The 25984-nt window shown below is 37.5% G+C and carries 27 protein-coding genes; 13 read left to right on the forward strand and 14 right to left on the reverse strand.

Features of this window, described 5'->3' with window-relative positions:
- Window positions 1-133: 133 nt before the first annotated feature.
- The 4 genes from glcT (at window position 134) to ptsP (ending at window position 5302) form a co-directional block, all read left to right on the forward strand.
- Window positions 134-982: a glucose PTS transporter transcription antiterminator GlcT gene (glcT, locus tag LZP85_RS05150; RefSeq protein ID WP_025909184.1), complete on the forward strand. Its 849-nt coding sequence runs from the start codon at window positions 134-136 to the stop codon at window positions 980-982.
- A gap of 262 nt (window positions 983-1244) precedes the next feature.
- Entirely contained in the window at window positions 1245-3299 is a 2055-nt protein-coding gene (gene ptsG, locus LZP85_RS05155; protein WP_119542963.1) for a glucose-specific PTS transporter subunit IIBC, read from the forward strand.
- Window positions 3300-3317: 18 nt separating this feature from the next.
- The gene (locus tag LZP85_RS05160; RefSeq protein ID WP_025909186.1) at window positions 3318-3584 is read left to right on the forward strand and encodes a phosphocarrier protein HPr; all 267 of its coding nucleotides are present in this window, start codon (window positions 3318-3320) and stop codon (window positions 3582-3584) included.
- Window positions 3584-5302 (forward strand): phosphoenolpyruvate--protein phosphotransferase, encoded by a 1719-nt coding sequence (gene ptsP, locus LZP85_RS05165; protein ID WP_061786318.1) that lies wholly within the window; start codon window positions 3584-3586, stop codon window positions 5300-5302. The genes LZP85_RS05160 and ptsP overlap by 1 nt, the downstream gene beginning before the upstream one ends.
- A 323-nt stretch (window positions 5303-5625) precedes the next feature.
- On the opposite strand, the gene LZP85_RS05170 is transcribed toward ptsP, so the two are convergent.
- The 6 genes from LZP85_RS05170 to LZP85_RS05195 all read right to left on the reverse strand — a co-directional run bounded on the left by LZP85_RS05170 (window position 5626) and on the right by LZP85_RS05195 (window position 9697).
- Complete coding sequence (locus LZP85_RS05170; RefSeq protein WP_119542964.1) at window positions 5626-6309, reverse strand: LrgB family protein; 684 nt, start codon at window positions 6307-6309, stop codon at window positions 5626-5628.
- On the reverse strand, window positions 6306-6674 hold the full coding sequence (locus tag LZP85_RS05175) for a CidA/LrgA family protein (protein WP_119542965.1): 369 nt from the start codon (window positions 6672-6674) through the stop codon (window positions 6306-6308). Before LZP85_RS05175 ends, LZP85_RS05170 begins: the two co-directional genes overlap by 4 nt.
- A 250-nt stretch (window positions 6675-6924) precedes the next feature.
- A complete protein-coding gene (gene hxlB / locus LZP85_RS05180) occupies window positions 6925-7482 on the reverse strand; it encodes a 6-phospho-3-hexuloisomerase (protein ID WP_076513043.1) in 558 nt (185 codons plus the stop codon).
- A gap of 10 nt (window positions 7483-7492) precedes the next feature.
- Entirely contained in the window at window positions 7493-8122 is a 630-nt protein-coding gene (gene hxlA, locus LZP85_RS05185) for a 3-hexulose-6-phosphate synthase (RefSeq protein WP_025909191.1), read from the reverse strand.
- Window positions 8123-8364: 242 nt separating this feature from the next.
- Window positions 8365-8727 carry a transcriptional activator HxlR gene (locus LZP85_RS05190; protein ID WP_119542966.1) on the reverse strand — a complete coding sequence of 121 codons (363 nt, stop codon included), beginning with the start codon at window positions 8725-8727 and terminating at the stop codon, window positions 8365-8367.
- A gap of 94 nt (window positions 8728-8821) precedes the next feature.
- Window positions 8822-9697, reverse strand: a complete 876-nt coding sequence (locus tag LZP85_RS05195) for a LysR substrate-binding domain-containing protein (protein WP_206782752.1) — start codon at window positions 9695-9697, stop codon at window positions 8822-8824.
- A gap of 206 nt (window positions 9698-9903) precedes the next feature.
- On the opposite strand from LZP85_RS05195, the gene LZP85_RS05200 reads away from it, so the two are divergent.
- A complete protein-coding gene (locus LZP85_RS05200) occupies window positions 9904-10677 on the forward strand; it encodes a hypothetical protein (RefSeq protein ID WP_025909194.1) in 774 nt (257 codons plus the stop codon).
- A 105-nt stretch (window positions 10678-10782) separates the two neighbouring features.
- On the forward strand, window positions 10783-11568 hold the full coding sequence (locus tag LZP85_RS05205) for an SDR family oxidoreductase (protein ID WP_035320403.1): 786 nt from the start codon (window positions 10783-10785) through the stop codon (window positions 11566-11568).
- A gap of 40 nt (window positions 11569-11608) precedes the next feature.
- Here the strand turns inward: LZP85_RS05205 and LZP85_RS05210 are convergent, their stop codons facing one another.
- Entirely contained in the window at window positions 11609-12220 is a 612-nt protein-coding gene (locus LZP85_RS05210; RefSeq protein WP_119542968.1) for a nitroreductase family protein, read from the reverse strand.
- Between the two features lie 150 nt (window positions 12221-12370).
- On the opposite strand from LZP85_RS05210, the gene LZP85_RS05215 reads away from it, so the two are divergent.
- Window positions 12371-13234, forward strand: a complete 864-nt coding sequence (locus LZP85_RS05215; protein WP_119542969.1) for an NAD(P)-dependent oxidoreductase — start codon at window positions 12371-12373, stop codon at window positions 13232-13234.
- Window positions 13235-13384: 150 nt separating this feature from the next.
- On the opposite strand, the gene LZP85_RS05220 is transcribed toward LZP85_RS05215, so the two are convergent.
- The 3 genes from LZP85_RS05220 to LZP85_RS05230 form a co-directional block, all read right to left on the reverse strand.
- Complete coding sequence (locus tag LZP85_RS05220) at window positions 13385-14545, reverse strand: aminotransferase A (RefSeq protein WP_119542970.1); 1161 nt, start codon at window positions 14543-14545, stop codon at window positions 13385-13387.
- Between the two features lie 114 nt (window positions 14546-14659).
- Window positions 14660-14872, reverse strand: coding sequence for an IDEAL domain-containing protein (locus LZP85_RS05225; protein WP_025909199.1), 213 nt, complete (start codon window positions 14870-14872; stop codon window positions 14660-14662).
- A 342-nt stretch (window positions 14873-15214) separates the two neighbouring features.
- Complete coding sequence (locus LZP85_RS05230; protein ID WP_061784983.1) at window positions 15215-15409, reverse strand: hypothetical protein; 195 nt, start codon at window positions 15407-15409, stop codon at window positions 15215-15217.
- Window positions 15410-15718: 309 nt separating this feature from the next.
- Here LZP85_RS05230 and LZP85_RS05235 point away from each other — a divergent pair, with 309 nt between their 5' ends.
- Window positions 15719-16624, forward strand: coding sequence for a chemotaxis protein (locus LZP85_RS05235; RefSeq protein ID WP_025909201.1), 906 nt, complete (start codon window positions 15719-15721; stop codon window positions 16622-16624).
- Window positions 16625-16696: 72 nt separating this feature from the next.
- On the opposite strand, the gene LZP85_RS05240 is transcribed toward LZP85_RS05235, so the two are convergent.
- Window positions 16697-17167, reverse strand: coding sequence for a YkyB family protein (locus LZP85_RS05240; protein WP_025909202.1), 471 nt, complete (start codon window positions 17165-17167; stop codon window positions 16697-16699).
- 216 nt (window positions 17168-17383) lie between these two features.
- On the opposite strand from LZP85_RS05240, the gene LZP85_RS05245 reads away from it, so the two are divergent.
- Together LZP85_RS05245 and LZP85_RS05250 are read left to right on the forward strand one after the other, a co-directional pair.
- Window positions 17384-18241, forward strand: coding sequence for a GRP family sugar transporter (locus LZP85_RS05245; protein ID WP_025909203.1), 858 nt, complete (start codon window positions 17384-17386; stop codon window positions 18239-18241).
- 48 nt (window positions 18242-18289) lie between these two features.
- The gene (locus LZP85_RS05250) at window positions 18290-19075 is read left to right on the forward strand and encodes a glucose-1-dehydrogenase (protein WP_025909204.1); all 786 of its coding nucleotides are present in this window, start codon (window positions 18290-18292) and stop codon (window positions 19073-19075) included.
- Here the strand turns inward: LZP85_RS05250 and LZP85_RS05255 are convergent.
- The gene (locus LZP85_RS05255; protein ID WP_025909205.1) at window positions 19072-19581 is read right to left on the reverse strand and encodes a L,D-transpeptidase family protein; all 510 of its coding nucleotides are present in this window, start codon (window positions 19579-19581) and stop codon (window positions 19072-19074) included. The two genes, LZP85_RS05250 and LZP85_RS05255, sit on opposite strands and share 4 nt — an antisense overlap.
- 160 nt (window positions 19582-19741) lie before the next feature.
- Here LZP85_RS05255 and LZP85_RS05260 point away from each other — a divergent pair, with 160 nt between their 5' ends.
- Both LZP85_RS05260 and LZP85_RS05265 read left to right on the forward strand, forming a co-directional pair.
- Window positions 19742-21274, forward strand: a complete 1533-nt coding sequence (locus LZP85_RS05260) for a Ppx/GppA family phosphatase (protein WP_138117193.1) — start codon at window positions 19742-19744, stop codon at window positions 21272-21274.
- Window positions 21275-21397: 123 nt separating this feature from the next.
- On the forward strand, window positions 21398-23530 hold the full coding sequence (locus tag LZP85_RS05265) for an RNA degradosome polyphosphate kinase (RefSeq protein ID WP_234562071.1): 2133 nt from the start codon (window positions 21398-21400) through the stop codon (window positions 23528-23530).
- 35 nt (window positions 23531-23565) lie between these two features.
- On the opposite strand, the gene LZP85_RS05270 is transcribed toward LZP85_RS05265, so the two are convergent.
- Window positions 23566-23823 carry a hypothetical protein gene (locus LZP85_RS05270; protein WP_119542973.1) on the reverse strand — a complete coding sequence of 86 codons (258 nt, stop codon included), beginning with the start codon at window positions 23821-23823 and terminating at the stop codon, window positions 23566-23568.
- A 99-nt stretch (window positions 23824-23922) separates the two neighbouring features.
- Window positions 23923-24795, reverse strand: coding sequence for a metallophosphoesterase (locus tag LZP85_RS05275; protein ID WP_206782750.1), 873 nt, complete (start codon window positions 24793-24795; stop codon window positions 23923-23925).
- Between the two features lie 222 nt (window positions 24796-25017).
- On the opposite strand from LZP85_RS05275, the gene fadH reads away from it, so the two are divergent.
- On the forward strand, window positions 25018-25782 hold the full coding sequence (gene fadH / locus LZP85_RS05280) for a 2,4-dienoyl-CoA reductase (RefSeq protein ID WP_025909150.1): 765 nt from the start codon (window positions 25018-25020) through the stop codon (window positions 25780-25782).
- Window positions 25783-25984 lie beyond the last annotated feature (202 nt).

A 25984-nucleotide genomic window follows, 5' to 3' on the forward strand; every position in this document is an offset into this window, starting at 1 on the left:
CTCCCAAGAGATACTTCTTTCATTAGGTTATAAAGGTAAAAATGAAACAAAACAAAAGATTTGACGTTCTTTTGCCAGTTTTCGTACAATAAAAAAACGCGTAATTGAAGTCAAGTAGGGGAGTGAAGGATTCGTGAGAGAGTCCTTTTTTGTAAAAAAGGTACTAAATAATAATGTTTTAATTGCTACACACAATGCATACAAAGAGGTTGTTTTAATAGGAAAAGGAATTGGCTTTAACAAAAAGAAAAACGACGAAATAGATGCAGATGCTGTAGAAAAGATGTTTTTGCTTAAAAGCGAGGAAGAGCAGGAACAATATAAGCAGCTTTTACTACAGGTTGACGAAAATGTAATTGAGATGATGAATGATATCATTACACATATACAAGCACGTGTATCTAAACCTTTAAATGAGCACATTCATATCGGATTAACAGATCATATTGCATTTGCTGTAAAGCGTTTTCAACAAGGCCTTGATTTGAAAAATCCTTTTTTAATTGAAACAAAAGCTCTTTACCCAAAAGAATTTGAAATTGCTGAAGAGGTTGTAGCAATGATTCATGAAAAAGTTGGAGTGCAGCTACCGATAGGGGAAGTGGGGTTTATTGCACTGCATATTCACAGCGCGTTAACGGAAAAAAATATTTTAGAAGTAAATCAAGATTCGCAGCTTATTCAAACAATTATTAACGTCATTGAAGAGTCTTTAAACCTTGATGTGAACAAAGAATCTGTTCATTATATGAGGCTAATTCGCCACTTGCATTTTGCAATTGATCGGGTGAAGACAGGGGAAGTCATTGAAGAACCAAAAAAAATTGCTTTACTATTGAAAGAGGAATATCCTCTATGTTACAATGTCTCATGGAAAGTGATTAAAATTATGCAACAAGCTCTACACTTACCAGTTTATGAAGCAGAAGCCGTTTATTTAACGATGCATCTGCAGCGACTTATGACAAAATCGGATTTATAAAATCATTTCATACGTGTTACTGATACGATCAGGCATGAGTGAGAAATGAAACGCATGAACAGGGATAGGTCTATCCTTTTGTTGGTGTTTCAATTTTCACCATGCCTTTTTTGTTGTAAGAAAGCGTAATCATGAACAAACTAATGAAATACTCACTTAGATTCACGTATCCTTTTTTGTTAAAAAGAAAGCGTTTGAATTGAATGTGTATCAAAACATCATCTTGTTGCACAATACAAATATAAAAAGGGGGTAAAACGCCATGTTTAAAAAGCTTTTTGGCGTCTTACAAAAAGTCGGAAAAGCACTTATGTTGCCGGTTGCGATTTTACCGGCAGCAGGTATCCTACTTGGGTTTGGTACTGCTTTTCAAAATGAAACGTTACTTGAAAGATTACCGGCTTTAAATGCTGACTGGTTCCAGATGGTTGCTCATGTTATGTCCAACGCTGGAGACATTATTTTTGGTAACTTACCTTTACTATTTGCTGTAGGGGTAGCAGTTGGGTTAGCTGGAGGAGAAGGCGTAGCCGGACTTGCAGCAATCGTTGGTTATTTAATTATGAACGTAACGATGGGTACAGTAAAAGGGCTGGATGGTTTAAAACCAGCTGAATTTGCTAAGTTATTAGAAGATCCTGCATACGCAAGTGTGTTAGGAATTCCAACGTTACAAACAGGTGTGTTTGGTGGTATTATAATTGGGGTGCTAGCAGCGGCTATGTACAACCGTTTCTTTAACATCGAGCTACCTCCATACTTAGGTTTCTTTGCTGGTAAGCGCTTTGTTCCAATCGCAACAGCGGTATCATCAATTGTTATTGGTTTAATCATGGTAGCAATATGGCCAATCATTCAAAATGCACTAAATGCATTCTCAAACAATATGATTGATGCAAACTTAACGCTATCGGCATTTATCTTCGGGGTTATTGAGCGTTCATTAATTCCATTCGGTTTACACCATATTTTCTATTCACCATTCTGGTATGAGTTTGGGTCTTATGTGAATCAAGCTGGTGAAGTGTTCCGTGGAGACCAACGTATCTTCATGGCACAATTAGCAGATGGTGCTGAATTAACAGCAGGTACGTTCCAAGTTGGTAAATTCCCGTTCATGATGTTCGGTTTACCAGCAGCAGCGCTTGCTATTTATCACGAAGCTCGTCCTGAAAATAAGAAGTATGTAGCTGGTATCATGGGTTCAGCGGCTTTAACATCATTCTTAACAGGTATTACAGAACCACTTGAGTTCTCATTCTTATTCGTAGCACCAGTTTTATTCGCAATTCACGCAGTGTTTGCTGGTCTATCATTTATGATCATGGAGATTTTAAATGTTAAAATTGGTATGACATTCTCCGGTGGGGTTATTGACTATATCCTATTCGGTGTGTTACAAAATAGAACAGATTGGTGGTTAGTAATCCCAGTTGGTCTTGTTCTAGCAGTTATTTATTACTTTGGTTTCCGCTTTGCGATCCGTAAGTTTAATTTAAAAACACCAGGTCGTGAAGAGAAATCGGATGATGCAGATAGTGATAAGGTTGAAGCGGGTGAATTACCACGCAATATCCTAGAAGCATTAGGTGGTCAACCAAACATTACGCACTTAGACGCATGTATTACTCGTTTACGTGTATCAGTTGATGATGTTAAAAATGTTGATAAAGAGCGATTGAAAAAGTTAGGGGCTTCTGGTGTGTTAGAAGTAGGTAACAATATTCAAGCAATCTTTGGTCCTAAATCTGATACGTTAAAGAGTCAGATTAAAGACATTATGGATGGCAAAACGCCTGTTGCACCAAAAGAAGAACCAAAAGCTGTAGAAGAAGCACCGAAAGCTGCGGTAAGCACAAACGGTGGCGACATTGTTTCACCAATTGAAGGAGAATTAGTTCCGTTATCAGAAGTACCGGACCAAGTATTCTCACAAAAATTAATGGGTGACGGTTTTGCGATTATTCCGAAAACAGGCACAGTAGTTGCGCCAGTGGACGGAAAGATAGTAAACTTATTCCCGACGAAGCATGCTTTAGGAATTGAATCAACGACTGGGCAAGAAATTCTAATTCACTTTGGAATTGACACAGTTAACTTAAAAGGTGAAGGTTTTGATGCACTTGTTGCTCAAGGTGACGAAGTGAAGCAAGGCCAACCATTATTACAAGTTGACTTGGATTTTGTAAAATCAAATGCACCATCTACGATTACACCTGTCATCTTTACAAACCTACAAGCAGATGAAAAGGTAGAAATCTTAAAGCAAGGCGAAGTTTCATTGCAAGAACAAAATATTATTACTATTTCAAAGTAAAAAGGAGATTGATTTAACATGGCACAAAAAACATTTACAGTAACAGCAGACTCAGGAATTCACGCACGTCCAGCAACAACATTAGTACAAGCAGCTAGCAAATTTGATTCTGATATCAACTTAGAGTTCAACGGTAAAACTGTAAACTTAAAATCAATCATGGGCGTTATGTCTTTAGGTATCCAAAAAGGAGCTACAATCACAATTTCTGCTGAAGGTTCAGACGAAGCTGATGCAATTGCAGCTCTTGAAGATACAATGAAAAAAGAAGGATTAGGCGAATAATGACAGTGGAAATTCAAGGCATTGCCGCTTCTAGCGGCATTGCTATTGCTAAAGCATTCCGTCTAGAAAATCCAGAGTTAACCGTTGAAAAGAAATCCGTTTCAGACGTTGAAGCTGAAGTAGCTCGTCTAGAAGAAGCACTTGCAACATCTAGATCAGAGCTTGAAACGATTAAAGAACATGCGCGTAAAGAACTTGGCGAAGATAAAGCTGAAATCTTTGCAGCACATTTATTAGTATTAAGCGATCCGGAATTAATCAATCCGATTAAAGATAAAATTACTGGTGAAAACGTGAATGCTGAAGTCGCACTAGACGAAGTTGCAGCGATGTTCATCAACATGTTTGAGTCAATGGATAACGAATACATGAAAGAGCGTGCAGCAGATATTCGTGACGTAACGAAGCGTGTATTAGCACATCTTTTAGGTGTAAACGTTTCAAACCCAAGCATGATTTCTGAAGAAGTTGTCATTATTGCAGAAGACTTAACGCCATCTGACACAGCTCAGTTAAATCGTAAATTTGTAAAAGGGTTTACAACTGATATCGGAGGCCGTACTTCTCACTCTGCAATTATGGCCCGTTCAATGGAAATTCCAGCTGTTGTTGGAACAAAAACAGTTATGGAAGACATTGAAAACGGTACACTTGTAATCGTTGATGGTCTTGATGGAAACGTTATTGTTAACCCATCAGAAGAAACGATTAAAGCGTATGAGAAAAAGGCAGAAGAATATGCAGCACAAAAAGCTGAATGGGCAAAGCTTGTAAACGAAAAAACAGTTTCAGCGGATGATCACCACGTAGAACTTGCTGCTAATATTGGAACGCCTGAAGATGTTAAAGGTGTATTAGAAAACGGTGGTGAAGGCGTTGGTCTTTACCGTACAGAGTTCTTATATATGGGTCGTGAAGAGCTTCCAACAGAGGAAGAACAATTCACATCATACAAAACAGTTTTAGAGCGTATGGAAGGCAAGCCTGTTGTTGTTCGTACTTTAGATATCGGTGGAGATAAAGAGCTTCCTTATCTAAACCTACCTAAAGAAATGAATCCATTCTTAGGTTTCCGTGCAATCCGTCTATGCTTAGAAATGCAAGATATGTTCCGTACACAGCTTCGTGCGTTATTACGTGCTAGCGTATATGGAAACTTAAAAATCATGTTCCCAATGATTGCAACAGTTGACGAGTTCCGCCAAGCAAAAGCCATTCTTTTAGAAGAAAAAGCAAAGCTTGAAGCAGAGGGCGTTAGCGTTTCTGATAACATTGAAGTAGGTATGATGGTTGAAATTCCTTCTTCAGCAGTTATTGCAGATTTATTTGCAAAAGAAGTAGACTTCTTCTCAATTGGAACAAACGATTTAATTCAATACACGCTTGCGGCTGACCGCATGAATGAGCGCGTATCTTACTTATATCAACCGTATAACCCAGCAATCTTACGCTTAGTAAACATGGTTATTAAAGCGGCTCATAAAGAAGGCAAATGGGTTGGTATGTGTGGAGAAATGGCTGGAGATGAAATTGCGATTCCAATTCTTTTAGGCTTAGGCTTAGATGAATTCTCAATGAGCGCAACATCTATCTTAAAAGCACGTTCTCAAATCCGTCAATTATCAAAAGCGGATATTGAACCACACTTAGATGAGATTTTATCAATGTCTTCTACTGAAGAAGTAATTGAATTTGTAAAATCAAAATTCCATATCTAATAAAAAAGATGCTCTAGTGATTAGAGCATCTTTTTTGAATTTTATAGTATAAAATGAGGCTATGACCTAAGTCTTCCTGATAATAATCTATCCGATCTATTGAAAGTTAACTCTTAGTAGATCGGTTTTTTTGATGATTTGGAAATCGTCTTTAGGAAAATAGTGGAATGGAGCATAAGACACTCGACTCCTGCGGGAGATAGAGGAAAGCGAGTGTCCGTAGCGCAATGGAACGAACTTGTTGCTATAAATTAACTATTGTAGAAACGTTATGATTCGTCTTTGAGAAGGGAGCATTTCGTTATGTCCCAGCCTTGTGTTGTTTAAAAGAGCAAAGGTAAAAAGATATTAGCAAACACCATCGTTAAAAGCGCTGCTACAATCATTCCTAAGCTTGAGAATGTCCCTTCAATTTTACCAAACTCGAATGCACGAGCCGTACCTGTACCGTGTGACGCCACTCCTAAAAGCAAGCCTTTAGCTAGTGAAGAGTGAAGAGCAAGGTATTTGATAAGGGTAGGTGCAATAAACGTTCCAATAATGCCTGACAGCACAACGAATAAAATTGTAATATTCGGATCTCCTCCAAGCGTTTCTGATACGTTAATGGCAATAGGAATAGTCACAGAACGTGGAATAATACTTTGTACAAGCGTGGCTTTCATATGGAAAAGACCTGCTAAAACCATTGAAGATACCATCGCTACAAGAGTTCCAGTTGCTACGCTTACGGCAATTTCTACACGATGTTTTTTTAGAAGATGAAAATACTTATACATCGGCACAGCAAATGCTACCGTAGCGGGTCCGAGCATGTAGCTAATAAAGTCTGCTCCTTGCTTATACTGATCGTATGAACCATGTGAGAATAATAAAAATATGATGAGCAAGCAGGGAGCTAGTAAAATAGGCGAAACCAAAATGGTTTTATATTTTTTATAAAGCCATTTTGAAAGCGTATAGACAACGAGTGTAAGTGGAAATGCTACAGCTGTTAACCAAGTCATTCGTTTGACACCTCCTTGCGTTTAGAAATAGATTCAGCCATCATTCCGGTAAGCGCCATAACTACAATGGTACTTATCGTAATAACAATTAAAATTTGAAGTCCAAATGATTTAAGAACGTCTCCATAATTAATTAGACCTACAACGGCTGGAATAAAAAAGAGTAATAGTTCACCAACAAGCAAATTACCAGCTCGCTCTACCCAATTTAATTTAATGACCTTCAAATGAAGCAACAAAAACAGCAAACCAAATCCAACAATGCTTCCTGGAATAGGAAGGTTCAGCGATTGAGAAATCTGTTGACCAACAAAAAAGATTAATATGAAAAAAAGAATTTGAACAAATAATGTTAAAACCTTCATTATGATGTTCCTCCTTTAGCTTATTCATAACAATAGAGCCGCCTGATCGGCGACTCTATTGAGGGGAAAAAGAAAGTATTTTTGGCTTATACCGATGAGGTATAAATTGAGAAGATGAATGCTACAAACTTATCTTACCTAAATTTAGCTATAACGTAAAATATATAATAACTATAATTACTATGCCTTTTAACTATAGCTAAAGTGGAATGAAAAAAACCACCATCTTATAAAAGAGGTGGCTTTTTTGCTATTCTAAATTAGCATGTTTACCGTACATTTTGTGCGTATCTAAACCTTTCTTTTCCATAAAGCGCAGAATAAGCGCATCGTAAAAAAGCAAGAGCGTTTGTTCAAATAGAGACCCCATTGGCTGTACAGTTTGATAGTCACTATTTGTTTGGTCTTTTTTTGCACCTGGAAGTTTGACAGTAAAATCAGCTAACGTTCCAAGCGTCGATTTAGGAGAGATGGTAACAACGCTAACTTTACCACCAATTTCTTTTGCTTTTTCCACAACTGGAATAAGCATTTTTGTTTCACCAGATCCAGATCCTAAAATAAGCAGGTCATCTTTGGTAAATGTTGAGGTAACGGTTTCGCCGATAACATAAGCATCAATACCCATATGCATCATTCTCATGGCAAATGATTTTCCCATGAAGCCTGAACGACCAGAGCCTGTTACGAAAACGCGCTTTGCTTCAATGATGGCATTAACAAGCTGCTCAGCTTCACTAGCTGAAACACGCTCTGTAGTCTGTGTCAGTTCGTCTACAATTTGACGTAAATGGCTGTTAATATTCACGATTCGTTCCTCAGTTTGAAATAAGTTCTTTCATTTTAGCAGCTGTCGCTTTTTTATCGTCTTGACCTGTAATACCGCCACCAACAATAACAAGGTCTGGCTGAGCTTTTACTACTTCTGGTAACGTTTCTAACTTAATGCCACCAGCAACAGCGGTTTTTGCATTTTTAACAACGCTTTTGATCGTTACTAAGTCTTCAAATGAGTTTTGGCCAACAGCTTGTAAATCGTAACCAGTATGAACACAAATATAATCAACGCCAAGCTCATCTAATTCTTGAGCACGACCTTTAATGTCTTTAACACCAATCATATCAACAAGGATTTTTTTGTTTTGTTTTTTTGCTTCTTCCACAGCACCTTTAATTGACATATCTTCAGCAACACCTAAAATCGTCACAATGTCAGCGCCAGCTTTTGATGCTTGCTGTACTTCGTAACCGGCAGCATCCATAATTTTAAGGTCAGCTAATACTTTTAAGTTTGGAAATGCTTCTTTAACCTCTTTTACAGCACGCAAGCCTTCGTTAATGACAACGGGCGTCCCGATTTCTACGATATCAATATGATCTTCGACTTCTTTAATAACCTCTTTTGCTTCAGCGATGTTTACTAAATCTAATGCTAATTGTAGTTCCATGCTTTCTTCACTCCTTAGAAATTCTATCTATTCACTGTTGTGTAACAAAGCAACAGGTGTAAAAGTAGTATACCCAGTTTTATTTGCTGCTAAAAGTACGCACTTTTTAAACAACTACTATAGAATTTGATAGTATACTGAAGTATACTTTTGGTGATAACAGTTATGTAATCGCTTTATTTACTTGGAAAAATAGAGATGATACATAATGCATCATCTCTAAAAAAAATATTTCACAATTCTTATTTGGTGATTGCTTCACTTTTTTCTTGATTTACTAGTACAGTGTCACGGTAACTTTGTCCCCAGCTATACATAGCAGTTAAGACTGGTATCAGGCTTTGACCATGTTCAGTTAGCGAATATTCAACCTTTGGAGGAACGACAGGGTATACCTCTCGGTGGACGATTACATCATCTTCTAGCTCTCGTAGCTGATTTGCCAGCATGCGAGGCGTGATGTCAGGGATTAAGGCTTTTAATTCACCAAAGCGCTTTGTCCCTTCATGACCTAAATGCCATAGAATGAGCATTTTCCACTTTCCGCCGATGATAGCGAGCGTCAATTCTTTCTCACAATTAAATTCTTTATTTAGCTGGCTCAATTGGTTCACCTCATTTTTGTTCCATTACTCAGTACCTTTTATTATACTTCTTACATTTCTATTTTTTCAAAAGTTTAGCTTGCAGCGCGTGCGATTATACAGTTTGTTTAATATGATCAATAAATGCTTGAGTGGCGTATGAAATATAGCGATCTTGTTTTGTAATAAGAGCTAGTTCCCAAGGAATCCCGTTTTCTAACTCAACAACTGTGAGCTGTTCTAAATCAATTTTTTCACACAAAGAATAAGGAAACAGCGCAATTCCTAAGTTAGCGGCGACCATTTCGCTAATAAAATCCCACTGTGAGCTTTTATAGCCAATAGTAGGCTCAAAGCCGCTTTTTAAACACTCATTGTAAACCATCTCATACATCGTAAAGTCTTCGTGAAACGAAATAAAGGTCTCATTTTTTAATTCTTGTAACGAAATGCTTTTATGACGAGCAAGAGGGTGGTTTTTATGAACAATGAGCTGCAAGGTTTCTTTTGCTAATGGGGTAAAGGAAAACATGTCCTCGTTTACTGGCAGTAGCACAACTCCTACGTCTACGTCTCCTTGTTCTACGATTTTCTCCATCTTTTTTGCTCCGTACTCAATCATTTGAATTTGAACGTCAGGATATTGCTCTCGAAATGATTTAATAATAGGTGGGAAAAATAATGTACCGATAATGGGGGGAATGCCAATCTTAATGATTCCTCGTTTTAAATGCATTAAGTCATATAAAGAATTAGATAGGTCGCGTAAAGAAGCGATGATGCTTTCAGCTTGTTCATACACAATGGCTCCCGCATCAGTTAGTTCTACTTTTTTAAAGGAACGATCTAATAGTGGAGTTCCAAGCTCTTCCTCTAAAGACTTCACCATCTTACTTAGTGAAGGTTGTGAGATATGTAAAGCTTCTGAAGCACGCGTGAAATTTTTATGCTTAGCAACCTCAGTAAAATAATGTAGATGACGTACATCCATGAAAGCATTCACTCCAATTAAAATTTGTTTTTAGACTATGGAATATTGTAGCATCATATTCGGGAATTTTTAATGATTAAAATGGAAAATTCTCAGAAAAATTACTGCATATATATATTTACACCTTCTTTATTTTAGAGATATAATAAATGAATTGAAGGAACGTATTTACTCTTTGAAATGAATTGGTAAGGTGGTTAGGAAGGTTGAGTAAAGCAGAAGGAATGAAAGATGTCGTTTATATAAATGGAAATGTAAATGAGAAGTGCTTTGTCACGCATGGCATTACGTTTAAAGAGTTCTATCAGTCATTGCGTAATCCTCTCACGAACCTTTTGTTATTAAAACATCAATTTGAAGATAGCGATTACCATTACTCTACTCATATGGACTATCTTGAAGAGGAACAGGTTTCTTTATTAGTCGACGAAGAGGTATCAGATTACGGTGATTTTTGTTGGATAGATGTAGATGATGTGTCTTCACTTGATCTATTGGAGCCACAAGATGTTGCTTCTCTCTTGTATTTAGGGCACATGAAAAAGCCCTTACATTCACCTTTTGTGAATAAATTAAGCAATCAGTTTGTTTATTTAGCTGGTGAAGATGGCTATTATAATAAAACGTATTATCGAGATGTATACGATATTAAGCATATGATAAGCCGTGTGATTCCGTTGAAAGCATCTTCTTTGAAGCAAAAAGGTTTTGGGTTTCGACGAAAAAAATCTGAATATCCTGCTTTACCACTTGTAGTAGCTAATACGCTTTTAATGTTGACGCAGGACGGCTTGCTCTTTGATTTTGAACAACAGGCTCAGTCACGTAAAGATCTGCATATTCCAGTCTATACGATCGGTCGATTTACGGATATGGAGGATATGTATAACGAGCGTTTTAATAATCAAGAAGAGAGTAAATTAAGAGCTTATTTGATTTTTAACAAAAAAGAAGCAGAGTGGACCCTAGAAGAAGTTTAGGAAAAGAGCATTGAAGAGATGCTCTTTTTTTATTTGAGTCATATCTAGATTTTGTGATACTATTAAAAAGATTCAGATAGTTAATAGACGATAGGCGGTGTCAAAGTGGAGTTGAATTTAAAGGAGAAAACAGCCTTAGTTTTTGCAGCGAGTCAAGGGCTTGGCAAAGCAATTGCAACACAGTTTGCTAAAGAAGGAGCGAATGTTGTAATAGCCAGTCGTTCTGAAGACAAGCTTCAAAGAGTAGTAAGCGAATTGAACAAAATAGAATTACATAATGTACGTTATATCAAAGCTGATGTAGCAAGCCTACAAGATATTGAACAAGCCGTTCGGTTTACGGAAGAAGAGTTTGGCACAATCGACATTTTAGTAAACAACGCGGGAGGACCAAAGGCAGGTAACTTTCTAGAGATGACTGATGAAGACTGGTATACGGCGTTTGAAAATAACTTAATGAGCTGTATTCGAATGACTCGGACTGTCGTTCCGATTATGAAGAAAAGCGGTGGCAAAATAATTAATATTGCCTCGTCTTCTATTAAAGAGCCAATACCTGGTCTTGTTCTGTCAAATACGTTTCGAACAGGAATTGTTGGCTTAACTAAAACGCTTGCTGAAGAGTTAGCAGCTTATGGTATTTTAATTAATACCGTTGCTCCAGGAAGAATTGCAACGGATCGAGTAGGAGAATTAGATTCAATTCGGGCTAATAAGTTAGGGATAACGAAAGAAGAAGTACAAACAGAAATGGCAAGTCAGATTGCTCTCGGACGCTATGGGAATCCTGAGGAGTTTGCTAAAGTCGTCACGTTTGTTGCTTCAGGAGCAAATTCGTATATGACGGGGCAGTCCTTTTTAGTAGATGGAGGCTTAGTGAAGTCCATTTAATAGAAAACACGCAAACGATGTGTTTGCGTGTTTTCTATTATTAGATCCATGTTGTTACTTGGTCTAATGGTAAACGATCACTAGCATGAGCAGGTTTTGCAGCTTTTCCAACAGAGATTAACATTACTGGGATGTAGCGATCTTCAATTTTAAATTCTTCAACAAATTTTTGAGCGTTAAAGCCACCCATTGAGCATGTATCATATCCTTTTGCTTTCGCAGCTAGCATGAACGTCATGGCAGCTAAAGAAGCGTTTGTAAATGCTGCATCACGTGCAAACGTTGCATTTTTATAAGCACCGTTAATTTGACCAGCTAAAATGTCTTTTACTTCCGCAGTCATGTGACCAGCGTCAACTAATGGGTTATATACAGCATCTGTGTTTTTGTTTGCTTCTAAGTCACCTAAGATTGCGATGACTGCACCTGCTTCAACAATCTGTTTTTGATTGTATGCAATTGGAAGCAAGCGTTCTTTTGCAGCTTCGTCTGTAATGACAACGAAGTGCCAGTGCTGTAAGTTCCATGCAGAAGGTGATTTCACTGTTGCGTCTAGTAGCTCAGTTAATTCTTCTTTACTTAATTTTACAGATGTGTCATAGTGGCGAATTGATGTACGCTCGCTTACAACATCAAAAAAATTTTTAGACATACTAAAAAACCTCCAATAAATAAATGTGAAAATGATGGAATCGATGCACATTCTATCCTGTTTATAGGATGAACGTCAAGATATATGCTTTAGTATGCCTAAGGGGTTGTCATCACAAACATTGAGCTTGAAAAGAAAAGAGGAGACTTTATGAAAATTGGATTTATCGGTAGCGGTGTTATGGGAAGCAGCATGATTATGCATTTACTAAAGGCAGGTTATTCTGTGAATGTATATACGCGTACAAAAGAAAAAGCAAAAGAGGTTATTGCTAAAGGAGCTATGTGGAACGATAGTCCAGCGACCGTAGCAAGCGACTCTGACATCATTATTACCATGGTAGGTTATCCAGCTGATGTGAGAGAAATTTATTTTGGGAAAGAGGGAATTTTACATAATGCGAAGGCTCGTTCATATGTTATTGACATGACCACTTCGGAGCCAAGCTTAGCTGTTGAAATATACCAACAAGCGAAAGAGTTAAGGATTCATGCGTTAGATGCTCCCGTATCAGGTGGAGATGTTGGGGCTAAAAATGGAACATTAACAATTATGGTCGGAGGAGACAAGAAAGCATTTGAAGCGTGTAAAGATGTCTTTTCGCTCTTAGGAACAAACGTTATTTTACAAGGTGATGCAGGAGCTGGTCAACACACAAAAATGTGTAACCAAATTACCATTGCTTCCAATATGATGGGCGTTGCTGAAGCACTTGTTTATGCTGAGAAAGCAGGCCTTGATCCGGAGAAGGTATTAAGCTCAATTTCTGCAGGAGCGGCGGGAAGTTGGTCGCTGAGCAATTTAGCTCCGCGTATGATAAAAGAAGATTTCGAACCTGGCTTTTATATTAAGCATTTTATAAAAGACATGCAGATTGCTTTAAAGGAAGCAAAAGAGCTAGGAATGGAAACACCAGGGTTAGCTCTTGCGAATCATCTATATGAACAGTTAGCTGCAGAAGGAGAACAAGATAGCGGAACTCAGGCTTTATATAAGCTATATAAAAAAGAATAAAGTTCTAGTTAAGGTTGTAAAAAAGTACATTAATAAAAAAGCGTGAGTTTCCATGAGAACTCACGCTTTTTTATTAATGTATATCATTAGTAGTAGGTTAGATAGGATACGTATAGAGATCATAGCTAAACAAAGCTCGTTAAGTCATTTTTAGCCTTTTTTTGTTTGCAAATAGGATTCCATACGGTCCATTGCTTCAACCAACGTCTCTATTGCATAAGCATAAGAAAGTCTAACATAGCCTTCACCTAGGTCTGAAAATGCACTACCGGGAACAAGAGCTACGCCTGCTTCTTTTACTAACTCAAGTGCAAAGTCAAACGACGACATGTTAAGTGATTGAATCGATGGGAAAATATAAAAAGCACCGTTAGGCTTTTCCACATCAAAGCCCATCTTAACAAGACGCTCGTAAACATAATTCAATCGTCTTTCGTATTCTTTTTTCATGTCTACGGCATCATTTTTACCTGCTGTTAAAGCGTTAAGAGCCGCAGCTTGCGAAATGGATGATGCGCAGCTGACGTTGTATTGATGCACTTTTAAAATATGCTTTGTTAAGTATGCTGGCGCAAATAATAACCCGATGCGCCAACCTGTCATCGAATGAGACTTAGATACGCCGTTTACCACAATGGTTTTATCACGCATTGAAGGAATGGCTGCAATCGAATGATGGTTACCTTCAAATACAAGTTCACTATAAATTTCGTCAGATAAGACAAAAACCTCTTTATCCTTTAACAAGTCAGCAATCTCTTGAAGCTCTTCTTTGGACAGCGTTACGCCGGTTGGATTTGAAGGGTAAGGTAAGATAACACATCTTGTTTTATCCGTTAGGTGCTGCTCAATTAAATCAGCAGTTAAACGAAATCCAGTTTGTGTTGTATCAATATGTACAGGAATAGCACCGTTTAATTTAATGAGCGGTTCGTATCCAGGATAGACTGGACCTGGTAAAAGTACCTCTGAGCCTTCTTCTAAAATTGTTCGCATCGCAATATCAATGGCTTGACTCGCTCCAATCGTAACAATGATCTCAGATGATGGATCGTAGGATAATTGATACTTTGTATGTACAAACTCAGCGGCTGCTTTTCTTAGCTCAATTGTTCCTGCATTATGTGTGTAAGACGTAGCGTTTTCATCAATAGCCGTTTTAGCAGCTTCTTTCACATGAGGCGGCGTTAGAAAATCAGGTTGTCCAATTGTTAATGACAATACGTTATCATACTGAGCTACCATATTATAAAATTTGCGAATACCCGACAGTTCAATGCCTTTTACTCGTTTGTTAATTAAATGTTCCATACTAGTCGTTCCATCCTTCCACAGTGTTTCACTCATTTTATCATAATGTATACATGTAAAAAACCACTATCTTCTCAATGCAGATTGAGAAGATAGTGGTTTTAATCATTCACTTTATAAAAGGTGAGAATAGCGAGCTATTAATTTGTAAAAAAGTTCTTCATCTCTGTTATCAAGCGCTTCGTCAATTAATTCTCTTACATGCTTTTTGTTAAAATCCGTTGATAACTTTTTCAACAATAGACTTGCTTCTTTTGAATAGTATGGTTGGACAGGTCTAAATGAAGTAGATGTGGCGAAATTTTTATTTTTTCGATAATCGTTCATCACTCAACAACCCCTTTAATTATACTTACTAATCTATACCCTCTTATGGCGCATGTAACCCTCCGTTTTCTAAAAATCATAAATAGACACTGTGTTTTTATGATTTTATTGCTAAACGAGAGGGGGAGTTTTATTTAAATGTATGTATTTAGTTGAAATACAGTGAGAGGTAGTCTACTTAAAATTATTATGTATGTAACAGCTTCGTAAGGGTAGTGGAAATCACGCCAATCGAAGAACAGAAGCTAGTGTTAGCCCCCTCATAGTTACACACAAAAAAGGCTTAACAACAAAAGTTGCTAAGCCTTTCAAAGCAATTATGCATTATGTTTATAGTTAGAATCAGTCAGTGTGTATGTTTCCTTCGCGCCAGTACACAGGAGATACATGACCGAAGTCCACCGTTTGGTCGTCTAATGTCACGATACAGTGATCTGTGCCAGCTTGCTCTTTAATATTCTCGTAAATCTCTTCTTCTACATCTTCAATAATAGTCATTTCATTTTCATCATTAAAAAGAATGACGGAACCTTTCATTAAACATACACCTTCTTTAAGTAATTGTGGTTTATCATGTGTAGTATAAAGGGTTTCAATTCAATCGTCCACAGGTATTACAAAGATTTTCGTTAACATTTTGTGAACGAGTTATATCCTAGAAGATAAGAATTTGTTATTAAACCTCTCGCACTTTCAGCCGATAATTACTAATACAGAGATGAAAACGTTTTATGTTAAAAACATTTATTTTTTTAGGTGGTTTTACTTTACGACTATAAAGTTTCATTACTATAATAAAGGACGACCACTACATAAGTACACTTTACTATGGAAGGGCGAAAATTTATGCAGCACGATAAAGGAATCCTATTAGAAAGCGGAACAAATGAGCTAGAAATTGTTGAATTCTCAGTCGATACTATTCGTTTTGGAATCAATGTTATTAAAGTTCGAGAAATCATTAACCCAGTAACCATTACACCGGTTCCTAATTCCCATTCTTACATAGAAGGAATCATTGAGCTGAGAGGAGAAGTTCTGCCTGTTGTTGACGTTGCGAAGGCACTAAAGCGCCCAGCATCGAATCAACCTGCTAAGGATAAATTTATTGTCACAGAATTTAATCAACAAAAAATTGTTTTTCACGTTCATCAAGTCACGCAAATTCATCGCATATCGTGGATGGAAATTGAAAAGCCTTCAGATTTATACCAAGGGCTAGAAACTCAAATCACGGGTGTAGTAAAAGATGAAAGCGATATGATTTTATTACTGGACTTTGAAAAACTTGTCACCGACGTTAATCCTGAAGCTGGAATTGATCAGTCTAAAATTAAGCGATTAGGTCAGCGCCAGCGATCAAGCAAGCGATTAGTAGTTGCTGAAGACTCACCGTTATTACGCAAAATGATTTCAGATACATTGGAAACAGCAGGCTATGCCAATACAGAGTTTTTTGAAAACGGGTATGATGCGTTACTTTATCTACAATCACTCGTAGAGTCAGGTCATGCCATTGAAGATGAGGTACAACTAGTTATTACAGATATTGAAATGCCACAAATGGATGGACATCATCTTACCAAGAAAATAAAAGAAGATGATCGTTTATCTGCACTCCCTGTTATTATTTTTTCATCTCTAATCACAGAAGATTTACGTCATAAAGGAAAAATGGTTGGTGCACAAGCACAAGTAAGTAAACCGCAAATTGGTGAACTAGTGCAAATGATTGATGAATTTATTTTATAAAGTAGTTGTGAGCAATATCAAGTTAATGAAAAAAGTGCCTCAATTGTTTCTTTGAGGCACTTTTTTATTTACTTACCAATAGCTTTTACCTAGTGGCTTAAAAACAGGCGCCTGCCGTTTGCGAACATTAGAAGGCTGAACAGGGTTAGGTGCTGATAATAAAAAGCCAGTATATTTGGATAATAATCGTTTTGCATAAGATAGTGACATTGTCGTTTTGGGATTTCGATATTGATGGTTTAAGTGACCGAGGTGTGTTAGTTCTTTGAAGTCCTCTTTCTTAGGAGGCATATGGAAAAAGTAATCTCCAACGGATACCAGCACATCTGATTTTTGCTGACTTTTACCTGGGTTAGGTGAAAAATGAAGTCCTTCTTTTTTTGCTTTTCCTTCTGAAATCAGTTGCTCAAGCGCAAGCTTTTTTAACGTATAAAGCTGCTTCGGATCAGGGGCTGCTTTAGCGTGCCTGTTTACCGTGAAAATAGCTTGTGCAATCTCAGCAGTAGATGGATTGAACGTTTCTTGGTTGGTTGAATGAGGCATAAATAAATTCACTCCCTTTCATTAGTCGCTTCATGAAGCAAATGCTGTTTCATAAGGCTTAGTTCTTTTATTATAGCGTGTCTTGTCCAATTTGAAAATAATTACACAGAGATTGGATAAATTCAAAAATATTTTTCTTTTAGGTTTCGTTTAAAAATGAGAGGTTATACAAATAATACAACAAAAGTTTGAAAGCATAAGAAGGTGTTGAATGAAGTGGATATTTTAATTGCATTAATTCCCGCTGTCATGTGGGGGAGTATTTTACTTGTAAGTTCGAAGCTCGGAGGCAAAGCTTATAGCCAAACAATTGGTTTAACTGGAGGAGCGCTTTTATTCTCGATTGTAGCATTTTTTATTGTCTCACCTGAACTTACATGGAAAATCTTTATTGTAGGTTTTGTTTCAGGTTTATTCTGGTCAGTTGGTCAAATGAACCAATTCTCAGCCGTTGAATATTTAGGTGTATCAAAAACACAGCCTATTTCCACAGGTATGCAGCTAGTCGGGACATCGTTATTTGGTGTCTTATTGTTTGGTGAATGGTCAACTCAAACAAAGCTACTAATTGGAATTGCTGCTCTTGCGTTTATTATTGTAGGTGTAGTGTTTACGTCATTAAATGATAAAAATAACAAAGAAGCTGATGGGAAAAGTCAATTTGGTAAAGGGATGTTTACACTTTTCATTTCAACATTAGGTTACATAGGTTATTTTATCGTCGTTCAATGGTTTGGAGTAGAAGGCTGGTCTGCGATTTTACCACAGTCTTTGGGTATGCTATCAGGTGCATTGCTTCTTACTTTCCGTCATAAGCCATTTAACAAATATGCTACACGCAACATCTTAACAGGATTTGTTTGGGCAACAGGTAATATTGGTCTATTAGTAGCAGCTCCTCGTGTCGGAGTAGCAACAAGTTTTTCATTCTCACAAATGGGAATTATTATCTCAACGTTAGGTGGTATTTTCCTACTTGGTGAAAAGAAATCGAAAAAACAAATTACGTTTGTCATCATCGGCTGTATTCTAATCATCGTAGGTGGGGTACTGCTTGGATTTACGAAAAAATAAATAAAACTCTCATAAAAAACGAAACCAGAAAAAAAAGGAGCGATTACTGTGTATAAAGATTTAGAAGGAAAAGTAGCAATCGTGACAGGAGCGGCAACTGGACTTGGAAAATCAATTGCAATAAGATTTGGACAAGAAAAAATGAAAGTGGTTGTGAACTATCGTTCAAAAAGTGAAGATGCTCAAAAAGTAGTGGAAGAAATTAAGCAAAATGGTGGAGAGGCAATCGCTGTACAAGCTGATGTATCAAAAGAAGAAGATGTGAAGCGATTGATTGAATCAGCTCATACGACATTTGGATCGCTAGATGTCATGATGAATAATGCTGGAGTTCAAAAAGAAATTCCCTCTCATGAAATGTCGCTTGAAGAATGGAACAAAGTCATTTCTGTTAACTTATCAGGGACGTTTATGGGGTGTAGAGAAGCAATTAATTACATGCTTGAACATAATATCAAAGGTACGGTCATCAACATGTCAAGCGTACACGATATTATCCCGTGGCCACATTTTGTTCATTATGCATCAAGTAAAGGCGGCATTAAAATGATGACAGAAACGTTAGCATTAGAATATGCGCCAAGAGGAATTCGCGTAAATTCAATTGGTCCAGGTGCGATTAATACGCCAATCAATGCTGAAAAATTCTCAGATCCATCAACCAAAGCCGATGTGGAAAAGCTGATTCCAATGGCTAAGATTGGAGAACCAGAAGAAATTGCAAGCGTCGCGGCATGGTTAGCATCGAACGAAGCTAGATATGTTACGGGCATCACGCTGTATGCTGATGGTGGAATGACCCTATATCCAAGTTTTCAAGCAGGAAAAGGTTAATTCATTCTTCTAGAAGGACGAATATACACACCGGTACCATTTGGCACAATGGAAGCAAGTTCGTTTACTTGTTCGTTTTTCATTCGAATACAGCCTTTTGAAACGGCTTTTCCAATCGAACTAGGGTCATTTGTTCCATGAATGCCATAGGATTGTTTTGAAAGGCTTAGCCACATTGTACCAAATGGTCCACCGGGATTTGGCTCTCTATTCACAATGACAAAGTCTCCAACAGGTGTTGTGCTAAGCATCTGCCCAACAGCAATTGGGTAAGTTGCTTTCACAACATTATTTTCTCTTAGCTCCAACTCTCTCTCCGCGATAAAGACATGAATGGAATATGGAATGGTTGTTTTATCTGGTAGGTCAGGAATAAGAATTACTTGCCCTGGTACGATGATGTTTGGGTTTAACCCTGGATTGGCTGCAAGAATCATACTGAAAGGCCTTCGATAATCAAGTGAAATTTGATACAATGTTTCACCTTGTTTCACAACATGGAGCATGACTTTCCCTCCTTAATCATAAATCTTTTTAAAATTAACAGAATTTTTCGTTATTATATAAATCTATAGGATTATTTGTTACTATATGAACAGCGTGAGGAGAAAGTGAGCAATAGAGTAAAGGTTTCATATATACGAAATTAGAAGGTGTTGAACAAAAATGAAAATGAAGCACGGAATGATTGACATTGGGTCGAATACAATGCGACTAGTGATTTATGAAAATAGAGAACGGAAAGGCTTTAAGCAAATTGAAAACCTCAAAGTAGTAGCCAGATTACGTAATTATTTAGATAATGACAGTTTGTTAAACGAAGAAGGCATTCATGTTTTGCTTCAAACGCTACAAACGTTTCAAATTATTACGCGTCATCACGAATTAACACACGTTAGCTGCGTAGCGACTGCTACGGTTAGACAAGCTAAAAATAAAGAGTACATTGTCCAACTGGTTAAAGAAAACACTGACTTCTCAATGAAGATCTTATCGGAATATGAAGAGGCCTTTTATGGTTTTTTTGCCGTGACGAATTCAACTTCAATAGAAGAAGCTGTAACAATTGACATAGGAGGAGGGAGCACAGAACTTACTTACTTTCGAAATAGAGAACTTGTTGAATATCATAGCTTTCCTTTTGGTGCGCTCTCCTTACGTTTGCAGTATGTGAAAGACCATGTACCGACCAATGAAGAAAGAGGCAAAATCCGTGATTTTGTACGAAGTGAATTTCAAACGCTATCTTGGCTTAAAAAACGCTATGTACCAATTGTAGCAATCGGTGGAAGTGCGAGAAATCTTGTACAGCTCCATCAAAGTTTTATTCAGTATCCGCTTGCTGGGGTGCATCAATATAAAATGGCACCTAGGGACATTGCACAAGTGAAAACAATTATTACCCCCTACTCCTACGCTGAACTTCAAAAATTAGAAGGGCTATCCAAAGATCGAGCAGACACCATTATGCCTGCTATTGAAGTGTTTCAAGCCCTGTGTGAGGTCGTAAACGCGCCTTCATTTATTCTCAGTCGTAAAGGGCTTAGAGAAGGAGTGCTATATAAAGAAGCACATGAGCAAAGCCAGGGAACAATGTATCCCGACGTAGTGGAACGTAGTTTTCAAGAACTTGTCGATGACTTTGAAATTAATCCAATTTACGTTCAACAAGTAACGCGTACCGCTACAATGCTGTTTCAGCACCTGCGAGTGAATGCTTTACCAACCTTAACAGATGATGACCTCGAATTGTTAAGAAAAGGGGCTCAAGTGTTTCATTTGGGAGAATATATTGATTCAGAATCCAGCAGTCAGCATACGTTTTATTTATTAGCAAATCGTACAATTGACGGGTTAACGCATTTAGAACGCCTAAAGTTAGCATTAGTTGCTTCTTATAAAGGGAAATCTACGTTTAGACAATATATTGAGCCGTTTCGTGAATGGATTTCAAAAGAAGAACAGAGAAAACTCTTATTAGTAGGAGCTCTATTAAAATTGGCAACAAGCTTAAATGCAACTAAGCGAAATGTGGTAACACATATAGAAGTCAAGATTACGGATGCAATGTTAACTTTTACGCTCGTGTGTAATGGTAATTATAAAGCGGAAGAATACCAAGCTGAAAAACAAAAAAAGCATTTAGAAAAAGTGTTGAAAAAACCTATTGCGTTGAATTTTAAATACATTACGAATTAAAAGGTGATACTATTCCTGTACAAAATAAGAAATAAAAAATATACATGTCGTTCATCTTATCTTTATAATTAGTTCATAATTAGATATTAATTAAAAAAGGAGAGCATTTAGGGGGAAATGTAGATGGTGGATGTGGATAAAATATATAGACTGGATAAAGAAAATGAACTGACAAACCCTTCTTATTATAATAACCGGGAGCTAAGCTGGTTGGCATTTAATCAGCGCGTACTAGAAGAGGCGATTGATAAACGGAATGCTCTTTTAGAACGATTAAAATTTCTAGCGATTTTCAGCTCTAATTTAGACGAATTTTTTATGGTAAGAGTAGCAGGAATAAAAGATCAAGTAAAAGCAGGATTTAATAAGCCTGAGAACAAAGCGGGACTGACCCCCAAACAGCAGCTTTCAGCAATCGCGATTAAAAATCATGAGCTCATTAAAGTTCAATCTGAAACCTATATGCATACTTTATTGCCATTGTTAAAACAAGAACAAATCAACTTTGTTTCAATCAAGGAATTAACGACGCATCAGAAAGAGTTTTTAAAATCTTATTTTATAGATCAAGTGTTTCCTGTTTTAACTCCAATGGCAGTTGATGCATACCGACCGTTTCCGATACTTCTCAATAAAAGTTTAAATTTAGCTGTGGTATTAAAAGAAGATAACGAAGAGCAGCAAGTTATGGGGATAAAAGGAAGACTTGCCATTGTGCAGGTGCCTGCGGTTTTAGAACGGTATATTGAACTCCCAACGGATTCATTGGAACGCTCATTCGTTTTATTAGAAGAAGTGATTGCCCACTTTATTCAGCAATTGTTTAGCGGTTATGAAGTAACATCTGTGACGCAGTTTCGCATTACGCGAAATGCGGATATGACCATTCATGAAGAAGGAGCTCGAGACCTTTTAAAAGAAATTGAGAAAGAGCTGAAAAAACGAAAATGGGGCGCTGCTGTGCGTTTAGAAGTAAAAGCCTCTTATTATGATGAACAGGTTCTAGCCTATTTAAAAAGAGTGTTGGATATCCACACGAAAGATGTGTACGTAGTTGACTCACCTCTTGATTTAACCATGCTGTTTTCGTTTTGTGACAAGATTAAAGTGACGCATGAGCATTTAGGTGTTGAAATGTTTATCCCGCAGCCTCCGCAAGATTTAGCATCGGATGAAGATATCTTTGAAAAATTGTTAGAGCAGGATTTGTTGTTTCATCATCCCTACGAGTCGTTTGAGCCGGTTGTTGACTTTGTAGCCGATGCTGCAGAAGATCCTGATGTATTAGCCATTAAACAAACTTTATATCGTGTAAGCGGAGATTCACCCGTCATAAAAGCGCTGCAAAGAGCTGCTGAAAATGGAAAACAGGTTACCGTATTGGTTGAATTAAAAGCACGGTTTGATGAAGAGAAGAACGTTCAATGGGCAAAAAAATTAGAAAAAGCGGGTTGTCACGTTATCTATGGGATGACACACTTAAAAACGCATAGCAAAATTACGCTTGTTGTCAGGAAGCGCCACAATCGAATTGAGCGATTTGTTCATCTTGGCACAGGCAATTATAATGACGCAACGGCTAAAATCTATACGGATATTAGTTACTTAACATCAAAGCGCCAGTTTGGTATTGATGCAACTAATTTCTTTAATTACTTAAGTGGCTATACGCAAAAGCCAGCTTATCACCACTTATCAGTTGCGCCGTTTGATATTCGAGATGATTTCCTTGCGTTAATTGATAAAGAAATAGCATGTCATAAAAAACACGGCAATGGCCGAATTATTGCTAAGATGAATTCCCTGACAGATAAGGCATTAATTATGAAGTTATATGAAGCTTCGCAGGCTGGTGTGTCCATTGATTTAATTGTCCGCGGTACGTGTTGTCTGCGTCCCAAAGTGGAAGGGATTAGCGAACATATTCGAGTGAGGAGTATTATAGGGAGGTTTTTAGAGCATAGTCGCATCTATACATTTCATCACAATGGAGAAAAAAAGGTGTATTTCTCATCTGCTGATATGATGACAAGAAATATGGTAAAGCGCGTTGAAATTCTATTTCCAATTCTCGAAAAATCGTTAAAAAACAGAACGCTAAAATGGTTAAACCTTATGCTTGAAGATAACATAAAAGCTAGAGAGCAGGATGCGAGCGGAAATTACTATTACCTGCCGCAGGGGCAACAAGAAGCTGTTGATAGCCAAAAAGTTTTTAGGCAACTAGCATATCAAGTCATGGAGGATGAAGAGTAAACAAAAAAGCCGATAGAAATCGGCTTTTGCACTTGTTATCGAGGAATGGGGCCAAATCCTGGTGTGCCTGGAGCTCCATAGAAAGTGTTGTAAACAGGTGGACCTCCATAGTATGGAGTAGGTGGATATGGGTAGAACGGAGGGCAACAACCCGGGCGTCCACCGAATCCGCCCACTGCTAGTCCTCCAAGTAAGCCACCAGCTAGGCCAGCTACGAATGGAAAAGCAAAAAAGCGCTGTTCACCGTTAGGAGCGGTACGATATACGCCATACGGATAATATTGATGATACATAATTCAACCTCCTTCAATGTTGTCTATGTAGTGTATGGTGGTAGGTTTCATTATGAGTCTGTCTTACTATATGTTTCTAGTGTAATCACAAAAAAACGTCTAACTAGACGTTTTCTTCAGTGTGAATAATGTAATTTCAGGTGTAGCTAAAAATCTAAAAGGAATGCGCGTTGTGCCGATGCCACGGTTCACATATAGCTGCATTTTGCTTTCTCCAACCTCGTAAAATCCTTCTGGATAAACTGTACCAAAAGGAGGAGTGATTAACGGCCCGAAAAATGGAAGCTGAATTTGTCCTCCGTGACTATGCCCTGATAGCTGTAAATCAACGGGAAATGCCGCAGCTTTAACTGCTACGTCAGGTTCATGAATCATAGCGATTGAAAAAGTGGAAGGCTCTAATCGACCAAGTGTTTGTTCATATTGAGGATCTCCTAACATCACATCATCTAACCCACAAATCTGGATATATTCGCCGCTATCAAGTGTAATGGTGCGTACGTCATTGACTAGAAGTTGGAAGTTTGATTCCTGAATTACATCTTGATAAAGCGTCGTACCATATCCTCCATGATCATGATTTCCATAAATTGCGTACTTTCCAAGAGGCGACTTTAATCGGTGTAAAATAGGAGGAATTCGATGCGGATAAGCATATTCATTCGGTGCATCCATTAAATCTCCTGTAAACAAAATGACATCAGGTTTGAGGCTGTTAATCTTACTAACAAGCTCTTCTAGCTGCTGAAGATTATAAGAAAGCCCAAGGTGAGTATCACTAAATTGTAAAATTGTCCGATTGTGAAAGCCGGTTGGAATATTGTTTGAAAAGATGTTTTTACGCGTTATCTGGAGTCGCCTTGGTTCAATATACTTCGCATATGTATAACCAAAGGAAGTCGTTAATACAGTTCCTAACGATAAAGAAAGTAAACCTTTTAAAAAAGAGCGTCGTGTATACGTCTTTTTCATTTTAAAATCAACCTATTCTCTTTCATATTGCCATTCTACTTATAATGGCTAAAGTTTAATTATAGCACCTCTGAAAAAAGGATAAAACTTAAAACCCTTATTTACCTAAATAACTAGTAAAAAAACTTATTTTTGAGAAAAGTGAATAACTATTCATTTCTCTTTTAGATAAAAAAAGGTAGAATAAAAGAGTAAGAGTTTTAATAAAAGGGGGATAACAGAATGAAGGAGAAAGTAGTGATTGTAACAGGTGGTTCAAGTGGGATGGGCAAACATATGGCGAAGCGTTTTGCTAGCGACGGAGCGTATGTCGTAATTACTGGAAGGTCTCTAGAGAGGTTAGAAGAAACGAAGGCGGAGATTGAAACATTTGAAAATCAAGTATTACCTGTGCAGATGGATGTACGAAACCCTGAAGATGTAAAGCGGATGGTAAGTGAAACTGATAAGCAGTTTGGGCGAATCGACTACCTTATTAACAATGCCGCAGGGAATTTTATATGCCCTGCAGAAGAGCTTTCAGTAAACGGTTGGAAAAGTGTTATTGATATTGTGTTAAACGGTACATTTTACTGTAGCTCCGAAGTAGGAAAGTATTGGATTGACCACAAGATTAAAGGAGCCATTACGAATATTGTAGCTACATATGCCTGGAATGCAGGTGCTGGAGTTATTCATTCAGCTTCAGCTAAAGCTGGCGTGTTAACAATGACAAGAACATTAGCTGTTGAATGGGCAAGTAAATATGGTATTCGAGTGAATGCAATCGCTCCTGGACCAATTGAGCGTACTGGTGGAGCAGATAAATTATTTCAATCCGAAAAGATGAAAGCGCGTACACTTAATTCGGTACCACTTAGACGATTTGGTACACCAGAAGAAATTGCAGGACTAGCTGCATTTTTATTTTCGGATGAAGCCTCTTATATTAATGGTGAATGCATAACAATGGATGGAGGCCAATGGTTAAACCAATATCCTTTTTAAATGAAGGAAAAAAGCAGACAGCCGAATGTCTGCTTTTTTGAACTTTATGAAAGCGTTACTTCATTGCAAAGACTAGCAAAAACAGGATTTTCATATTATACTTACTAAAAATGTATATATAGTAATTGAGCACATTGAATGCTACAAAAAAGCTTGAATATTCATTGCGCTTACGTAAACCAATGAAAGTAGATCAAAAGGT

The organism is Priestia flexa (assembly GCF_021441905.1).
GTDB classification, from domain to species: Bacteria; Bacillota; Bacilli; order Bacillales; family Bacillaceae_H; genus Priestia; species Priestia flexa.

Excerpts from the sequence above, each read along its gene's own strand:
- ptsG (WP_119542963.1), top strand. The coding sequence starts at position 1,245 with ATGTTTAAAAAGCTTTTTGGCGTCTTACAAAAAGTCGGAAAAGCACTT.
- LZP85_RS05160 (WP_025909186.1), top strand. The coding sequence starts at position 3,318 with ATGGCACAAAAAACATTTACAGTAACAGCAGACTCAGGAATTCACGCA.
- ptsP (WP_061786318.1), top strand. The coding sequence starts at position 3,584 with ATGACAGTGGAAATTCAAGGCATTGCCGCTTCTAGCGGCATTGCTATT.
- LZP85_RS05170 (WP_119542964.1), bottom strand. The coding sequence starts at position 6,309 with ATGACTTGGTTAACAGCTGTAGCATTTCCACTTACACTCGTTGTCTAT.
- LZP85_RS05175 (WP_119542965.1), bottom strand. The coding sequence starts at position 6,674 with ATGAAGGTTTTAACATTATTTGTTCAAATTCTTTTTTTCATATTAATC.
- hxlA (WP_025909191.1), bottom strand. The coding sequence starts at position 8,122 with ATGGAACTACAATTAGCATTAGATTTAGTAAACATCGCTGAAGCAAAA.
- LZP85_RS05195 (WP_206782752.1), bottom strand. The coding sequence starts at position 9,697 with ATGGATGTACGTCATCTACATTATTTTACTGAGGTTGCTAAGCATAAA.
- LZP85_RS05210 (WP_119542968.1), bottom strand. The coding sequence starts at position 12,220 with ATGTCTAAAAATTTTTTTGATGTTGTAAGCGAGCGTACATCAATTCGC.
- LZP85_RS05215 (WP_119542969.1), top strand. The coding sequence starts at position 12,371 with ATGAAAATTGGATTTATCGGTAGCGGTGTTATGGGAAGCAGCATGATT.
- LZP85_RS05220 (WP_119542970.1), bottom strand. The coding sequence starts at position 14,545 with ATGGAACATTTAATTAACAAACGAGTAAAAGGCATTGAACTGTCGGGT.
- LZP85_RS05225 (WP_025909199.1), bottom strand. The coding sequence starts at position 14,872 with ATGAACGATTATCGAAAAAATAAAAATTTCGCCACATCTACTTCATTT.
- LZP85_RS05230 (WP_061784983.1), bottom strand. The coding sequence starts at position 15,409 with ATGAAAGGTTCCGTCATTCTTTTTAATGATGAAAATGAAATGACTATT.
- LZP85_RS05235 (WP_025909201.1), top strand. The coding sequence starts at position 15,719 with ATGCAGCACGATAAAGGAATCCTATTAGAAAGCGGAACAAATGAGCTA.
- LZP85_RS05240 (WP_025909202.1), bottom strand. The coding sequence starts at position 17,167 with ATGCCTCATTCAACCAACCAAGAAACGTTCAATCCATCTACTGCTGAG.
- LZP85_RS05255 (WP_025909205.1), bottom strand. The coding sequence starts at position 19,581 with ATGCTCCATGTTGTGAAACAAGGTGAAACATTGTATCAAATTTCACTT.
- LZP85_RS05260 (WP_138117193.1), top strand. The coding sequence starts at position 19,742 with ATGAAAATGAAGCACGGAATGATTGACATTGGGTCGAATACAATGCGA.
- LZP85_RS05265 (WP_234562071.1), top strand. The coding sequence starts at position 21,398 with ATGGTGGATGTGGATAAAATATATAGACTGGATAAAGAAAATGAACTG.
- LZP85_RS05270 (WP_119542973.1), bottom strand. The coding sequence starts at position 23,823 with ATGTATCATCAATATTATCCGTATGGCGTATATCGTACCGCTCCTAAC.
- LZP85_RS05275 (WP_206782750.1), bottom strand. The coding sequence starts at position 24,795 with ATGAAAAAGACGTATACACGACGCTCTTTTTTAAAAGGTTTACTTTCT.
- fadH (WP_025909150.1), top strand. The coding sequence starts at position 25,018 with ATGAAGGAGAAAGTAGTGATTGTAACAGGTGGTTCAAGTGGGATGGGC.